Below are 6,788 nucleotides of genomic sequence, written 5' to 3'. Positions count from 1 at the left end.
GGCACCCGCGCCAGCTCCGCGCCCCGCCGCGGCAGTCCGGGTCGCGTCCGAACGCCGGCGCCGCCACGCCGAGAGCAGGGAGCGCAGCCCCTGCGCCGTACCGACCACCTTCACCGACCGCACCAGGTCACGCGCATTCATACTGATCACTGTGCCATTGACAAGGCAGGTCGCGACCATAGTTCAACTGCCGTTCACCCGTGGTCGTCCCACATGCCACCCACCACGCATGTGTCGTCCCACATGCCCCTCAACCGTGGATGTGGAGTGGCGCCCCTGGTGCACAAGTCGATCACATGGCATCGTCCTGCTCGGACGCAGTTGCAAGCAGACAACGCGGATCAACCCGCCCAACCGGATCGACTGGAACCAAGCGGACCGCGGCGGATCTCCCGGGAGCCGACACAGATGAACACCGCAGCGCACCCCGACGACCTGCCCGGCCCCCTGTGGCAGCCCGGCGCGGACCGGATCGAGCGCGCCCAGCTGACCCGCTTCCACGCCTGGGCGGCCGAGCGGCACGGTGCGCCCGACGCCCGCCCCGGTGACCCGGCCGCGAGCTACGCCGCGCTGCACCGCTGGTCGGTGGAGGAGCTGGAGACCTTCTGGGGTGCGGTCGCCGAGTGGTTCGAGGTGCGCTTCGGCACCCCGTACGACACCGTGCTCGCCGACCCGGCCATGCCCGGCGCCCGCTGGTTCCCCGGCGCCACCCTCAACTACGCCGAGCACGCGCTGCGCGCCGGGGAGGACCCCGCCCGCGCCGACGACCCCGCGCTGCTGCACGTCGACGAGACCCATGAGCCGCGCCCCGTCACCTGGGCCGAGCTGCGCGCCCAGGTCGGCGCGGCCGCCGCCGCGCTGCGCCGGCTCGGCGTCCGCCCCGGCGACCGGGTCAGCGGCTACCTCCCCAACATCCCGCAGGCCGCCATCGCGTTCCTCGCCACCGCCGCCGTCGGCGGGGTGTGGACCTCCTGCGCCCCCGACTTCGGCGCCCGCAGCGTCCTGGACCGCTTCCAGCAGGTCGAGCCGGTCGTCCTGTTCACCGTCGACGGCTACGCCTACGGCGGCAAGACCCACGACCGCACCGGAACCGTCGCCGAGCTGCGCCGCGAACTGCCCACCGTGCGCGCCGTCGTCCACATCCCGCTGCTGGGCACCCCCGCCCCCGAGGGGGCGCTGGCCTGGGACGACATCGTCCGCGACGGGACCGAACCGGTCTTCGAGCAGGTGCCCTTCGACCATCCCCTGTGGGTGCTCTACTCCTCCGGCACCACCGGGCTGCCCAAGGCGATCGTGCAGTCCCAGGGTGGCATCCTGCTGGAGCACCTCAAGCAGCTGGGCCTGCACTGCGACCTGGGCCCCGGGGACCGCTTCTTCTGGTACACCTCCACCGGCTGGATGATGTGGAACTTCCTGGTGTCCGGGCTGCTGTCCGGCGCCACCGTGGTGCTGTACGACGGCAGCCCCGGCTATCCGGACACCGCCGCCCAGTGGCGCATCGCCGAGCGCACCGGCACCACGCTGTACGGCACCTCCGCCGCGTACGTCATGGCCTGCCGCAAGGCCGGGGTCCACCCGGGGCGCGACTTCGACCTGTCCCGCGTGAAGTGCGTCGCCACCACCGGCTCGCCACTGCCGCCGGACGGCTTCCGCTGGATCCACGACGAGGTGGCCGAGGACATGTGGATCGCCTCCGTCAGCGGCGGCACCGATGTGTGCAGCTGCTTCGCTGGCGCCGTGCCGACCCTCCCCGTCCACATCGGCGAGCTCCAGGCCCCCGGGCTCGGCACCGATCTCCAGGCGTGGGACCCGCGGGGCAGGCCGGTTGTGGACGAGGTCGGCGAGCTGGTCGTCACCCGCCCCATGCCGTCCATGCCGGTCCGGTTCTGGAACGACCCCGACGGCAGCCGCTACCGCGACAGCTACTTCGAGATGTTCCCCGGCGTCTGGCGCCACGGCGACTGGATCACGGTCACCTCGCGCGGCACCGTCGTCATCCACGGCCGCTCCGACTCCACGCTCAACCGGCAGGGCGTACGGATGGGGTCCGCCGACATCTACGAGGCGGTCGAGCGCCTCCCCGAGATCCGCGAATCCCTCGTCATCGGCGTCGAACAGCCCGACGGCGGCTACTGGATGCCGCTCTTCGTCCACCTCGCCCCGGGCGCCACCCTGGACGAGGACCTGCTGGCCCGTATCAAGACCACCATCCGCACCGAGCTCTCCCCGCGCCACGTCCCCGACGAGGTCATCGAGGTGCCGGGCGTCCCCCACACCCTCACCGGCAAGCGCATCGAGGTCCCGGTCAAGCGCCTCCTCCAGGGCACGTCGCTGGACAAGGCCGTCAACCCGGGGTCGGTGGACGACATCGACCTGCTGAAGTACTACGAGCGCCTGGCCCGGACGAAGGGCGTCTCGGCCGACTAGGAGTGCGTGGTGTCCAACTGGTCGGCCAGACAGGCCAGATAGAGGGAGAGCGCACGGCGGTCGCGCAGTGAGCGGCCGCTGATCTGCTCGATCTTGTTGATGCGGTAGACGAGGGTGTTGCGGTGGATGTGCAGCGCCGCCGACGCCCGCACCAGGTTGAAGCCGTTCTCGCACCACGCCACCACCGTCTCCCGCAGCACCGGCCAGTCCGGCTGTCCGCGCAGATCGGTGGCGGTCAGGGCGACGAGCCGGGCCCGGGTGTGCTGCCCGACGGCGGCCACCAGCTGGTGGCCGCGCAGATCGCCGATGAGATGGACGGGGACGTCGGGGGCGTCGGCGGCGACCCGGGCGCCGAGCCGCAGCGCGTCGCACGCGTCCTGGTACGAGTCGTGCAGCCCGCCGACCGAGGAGGCCGGTTCGCCGATCCCGGCGCGCAGCACCAGTCCGTACCGCGCGTCGGCGACCTCCGTCAGCCGACCGCAGAGGGCCGCCACATCCGGGTCGAGCGCCTCGCCCCGCAGCCGGTGCAGCACCCCGATCCACCCGGGGGCGGCGCTCGCGACGATGTCCTGCGGATCGGGGAACGCCTCGCGGACGGTGCGCAGCAGCTCCGGGCGGACCAGCGCGGTGTCCCGGGCCCTGTGCCCACCGGCGTACCCGCTCCCGTGGCCGCGCCCGCCGCCCCGGCGCTCCGCGTCAGGCACCGTCACCTCCAACGCGATCGCGACCCGGGCGAGCCGCAGGTCGAAGCCCAGCTCCGCGGCGCGGAAGACGATGAAGTCGGGCTCGACCACCTGGGCGTCGTACGAGGCGACGTCGGCGATCAGATCCTCCAGCACCCGCTCCCTGAGCACCCGCGAGCGCAGCAGCACGGACTCCCGCATCAGGATCTCCGTCTGCCGCTTCACCAGCAGCCCGAAGCGGCCCACCTGAGCGGGCGTACCGGTGATCCCGACCGTGCCGACCGCGTGCCCGTCCCGGACCAGGGGGAGGGTGACACCGGGGCGCACGCCCCGCAGGGACTGGGCCTGCGCGGTGGTGTGGGTGGCGGGCTCCTGGGTGCGCAGCACCTCGACGGACGCCTCGTGGAAGGTGCCGATGCGGCTCCGGTCGCCGCTGCCGATGACGGTGCCCTCACTGTCGGTGATGAGGACGTTGAAGCCGATGACCGCCGAGGTGTCCCCGGCGATCTCCTGGGCGAGTGACGGGCTGAGCATGCGGAACCCCCGTCGAGAGGTGCGCGGAAGGGGCGCGCGAGGCGGCGCGAAGTGGGACGCACCATACAGTGCGCCCGGTCTTTCTCGCCATATATTCGTACGAAGCAACCAGTGACCGAAGCTCGGTGCACTCGTAGCGTATGGGGCAATTCACACCACCGCCGCGGTGACGACGCGGTGAACGGCGGGCCCTGCCCAGCCCTGACACGGAAGGCCGATCCGATGGCCCGTGTACGCATCCTCCTCACAGCCCTCTCCGTCATGCCGCTCCTCGCCCTGACCGCCTGTGGATCGGACAGCGACGCCGCGGCCCCCAAGAAGGTCTCCGCGAAGACGGCCGCGCTCGGGACGATCGACCCCGGCGTCCTGAAGGTGGCCGTCCAGCCCTACGCGCCCTACACCACCGTCAAGGACGGCAAGATCGTCGGCCTCGACGGCGACATCCTCAGTTACGCCGCCAAGAAGCTCGGCCTCACCGTCCAGCCCGAGACCACGGACTTCGCGGGCATGCTCGCCGGAGTCCAGTCCCGGCGGATGGACATCACCATCGGCGGCGTCGCCTGGACCAAGGACCGCCAGAAGCAGGGACTGTTCACGGATCCGCCCTACTACTCGCCCCCGGCGATGGCGGTTGGCTCGGGCAAGACGTACAAGACCATCAACGACCTCAAGGGGCTGCGCCTCGGCACCGTCGAGGGCTATGTCTGGGTCAAGTCCATCAAGGCCGTCCCCGGGGCGAAACTCCGCGCCTACCCCGACGCCAACGGCGTCTTCGACGACCTCGCCGCGGGCCGCATCGACGTCGGCTTCCTCGACCCGCTCATCATCATCGCGGCCGAGAAGGAACGCTCCGAGCAGCTCAAGACCCAATACCTGACGCCGCCGACCGCCGCACAGGTCAAGGCCAAGCCCGCCTACGAGTACTTCCGCCCGTACCAGACCGGCTTCTACCTCCCCAAGAAGGCCACCAAGCTGGAGAAGGCCATCTCCGCCCAGATCGACGCCATGTACCAGAACGGCGAGCTGACGAAGCTCATCAAGAAATGGGGCGGCGACCCCGAACAGTTCCTGAAGCCCGCCTCCGACGTCGCCCCCGCACGGCGCGGAGTCGACCGGCCCGCCGACTGGAACGCACCGTCCATCGGCACCGCCGGACAGTGAGGAGGCCACGAACGTGACGACCGCCGCCGGCCTGTTCCAGGTCCCCTGGTCCGACTACCGCTCCGATCTGCTGGACGCCCTGCTCAAGACGGTCTCGTACACCGCCGTGAGCTTCGCGGGCGCGGCCCTCCTCGGCCTGGTGGTGGCGCTGCTGCGGCTGAGCCGCGTATGGCCGCTGCGCGCCCTGGCCGCCGTGTACACCGAGCTGTTCAAGAACATCCCGCTGCTCGCCATCATCTTCCTGACCTACTTCGGCCTGGGCTCGGTCGACATCCGCCTCGACGTCTTCACCGCCGGATGCCTGAGCCTCATCGTCTTCTACTCCGCCTATCTGTCCGAGATCTTCCGCGCCGCCATCAGCGGAATCCACGACGGCCAGACGGAGGCCGGCGAGGCGCTCGGACTGGGCCGCCTCAGCGTCTTCGGGCACGTGATCTTCCCCCAGGCGCTGCGCCTGGCGCTGCCCGGCACCAACACCATGCTGGTCGACCTGCTCAAGGGCACCTCCCTGCTGGTCACGATCTCCGCCGCCGAGCTGATGTCCGAGGCGCGGCTCATCACCTCCTCCACCTTCCGGGCCCTGGAGGTGTACCTCGTCATCTCGGCCGTGTACTTCGCCCTCTGCTACCCGCTGTCCCAGCTGCTGCTCGCGGTGGAGCGCGCCATCCGCGCCGGAAAGCCGCTGACCCCGGGGCGGCGGCGCCGGCTGAGCACCGCCCGCGCCCTGCTCGCCGAGGCACCCGCCCCGGCCGGCACACCGTCCCCGAAGGAGGCGACGGCATGACCGAGCCCGTCACCGCGGCGGCCCAGGCCCCCGGAACGACGACCGGGACCACCGCCCCGCGGCCCACCGACGCCGTCATACGGATCAGAGACCTCGGCAAGTCCTTCGACGGGCGCCGCGTCCTCGACGACGTCTCCCTCGACGTACCGCGCGGACGGATCGTCAGCATCATCGGGCAGAGCGGCGGCGGAAAGACCACGCTGCTGCGCTGCGTCAACCTGCTGGAGCGGCCGGACACCGGCACCATCGAGGTGGCGGGCGAGACGGTGCACAGCGACGGAAGGATCGTCTGCCGGGACCTCGCCCGGCTGCGCCGCACGGTCGGCATGGTCTTCCAGCGCTTCCACCTCTTCCCACACCTGACCGCCGTCGAGAACGTGATGCTGGCGCAGGTCAAGGCGGGCGTCCCCGAACGGCAGGCCCTGGAGCGGGCCGTCGTGCTGCTGCGCCGGGTCGGCCTCGCCCACCGCGGCCTCGCCCACCCTGACCAGATGTCCGGCGGCGAACAGCAGCGGGTCGCCATCGCGCGGGCGCTCGCGCTCAAGCCCGAAGTGCTGCTCTTCGACGAACCCACGTCGTCGCTCGACCCCGAGGCGACCCGCGAAGTGCTGTGGGTCATGCGCGAGTTGGCCGAGGAGGGGATGACGATGATGCTCGTCACCCACGAACTGCCCTTCGCTCGCGAGGTGTCCGACTGGGTCGCCTTCGTCGACGGCGGCCGGATCATCGAGGCGGGCCCGCCCGCCGAGGTGCTCGGCCGCCCCCAACAGGCCCGGACCCGGGCGTTCCTGACCACCTACGAGTCCGCCGAATAGGGGACGCGCCATGGACACAATGCACGGCAGCGGTCCCGTGGTGGTCGTCGGCGGCGGAGTGGTCGGGCTGTGCACCGCGTACTACCTGGCCGAGCGCGGACTGCCGGTCGAGATCGTGGAACGGCGCGGTGTGGGCTCCGGTGTCTCGCGCGGCAACGCGGGCTGGGTCTGCCTCAGCCACTCCACGCCCGTCCCCGCCCCGGGCGTGCTGCGGTACGCGGCACGCTCCCTCGGTCGGCCGGACTCCCCGCTCTATCTGCGCCCGCTGCCGGACCCCGCGTTCGTACGGTGGCTGTGGCGCTTCTGGCGCAGCAGCACACCCGCGGCGTTCCGGCGCGGCTACGCGGCGATCGCGGAGCTGGACCGCAGCACGTTCGCCCTCTT

Annotated in this window: 6 protein-coding genes; 5 read left to right on the top strand and 1 reads right to left on the bottom strand. The window is 71.4% G+C overall.

Going from position 1 to position 6,788, the window contains the following annotated elements; genetic code table 11:
• Window positions 1-408: 408 nt before the first annotated feature.
• Window positions 409-2,427 (top strand): acetoacetate--CoA ligase, encoded by a 2,019-nt coding sequence (locus tag SSOG_RS05515; protein ID WP_039936651.1) that lies wholly within the window; start codon window positions 409-411, stop codon window positions 2,425-2,427.
• Here SSOG_RS05515 and SSOG_RS05510 read toward each other — a convergent pair.
• Window positions 2,424-3,644 carry a CdaR family transcriptional regulator gene (locus SSOG_RS05510; protein WP_009713220.1) on the bottom strand — a complete coding sequence of 407 codons (1,221 nt, stop codon included), beginning with the start codon at window positions 3,642-3,644 and terminating at the stop codon, window positions 2,424-2,426. The genes SSOG_RS05515 and SSOG_RS05510 overlap by 4 nt on opposite strands.
• Before the next feature lie 222 nt (window positions 3,645-3,866).
• Between SSOG_RS05510 and SSOG_RS05505 the strand changes: the two genes are divergently transcribed.
• From SSOG_RS05505 to SSOG_RS47525, 4 genes are all read left to right on the top strand, one after another.
• Complete coding sequence (locus SSOG_RS05505; RefSeq protein WP_009713219.1) at window positions 3,867-4,805, top strand: substrate-binding periplasmic protein; 939 nt, start codon at window positions 3,867-3,869, stop codon at window positions 4,803-4,805.
• A gap of 13 nt (window positions 4,806-4,818) precedes the next feature.
• On the top strand, window positions 4,819-5,589 hold the full coding sequence (locus tag SSOG_RS05500) for an amino acid ABC transporter permease (RefSeq protein ID WP_009713218.1): 771 nt from the start codon (window positions 4,819-4,821) through the stop codon (window positions 5,587-5,589).
• A complete protein-coding gene (locus tag SSOG_RS05495; RefSeq protein ID WP_009713217.1) occupies window positions 5,586-6,404 on the top strand; it encodes an amino acid ABC transporter ATP-binding protein in 819 nt (272 codons plus the stop codon). Before SSOG_RS05500 ends, SSOG_RS05495 begins: the two co-directional genes overlap by 4 nt.
• 10 nt (window positions 6,405-6,414) lie before the next feature.
• Window positions 6,415-6,788 (top strand): FAD-dependent oxidoreductase (locus SSOG_RS47525; RefSeq protein WP_245606227.1); only part of this gene is annotated, 374 nt, incomplete at its 3' end.

Origin of the sequence: Streptomyces himastatinicus ATCC 53653 (assembly GCF_000158915.1) — a bacterium.
GTDB lineage: Bacteria > Actinomycetota > Actinomycetes > Streptomycetales > Streptomycetaceae > Streptomyces > Streptomyces himastatinicus.
This window is presented reverse-complemented; position numbering and strand designations above follow the sequence as displayed.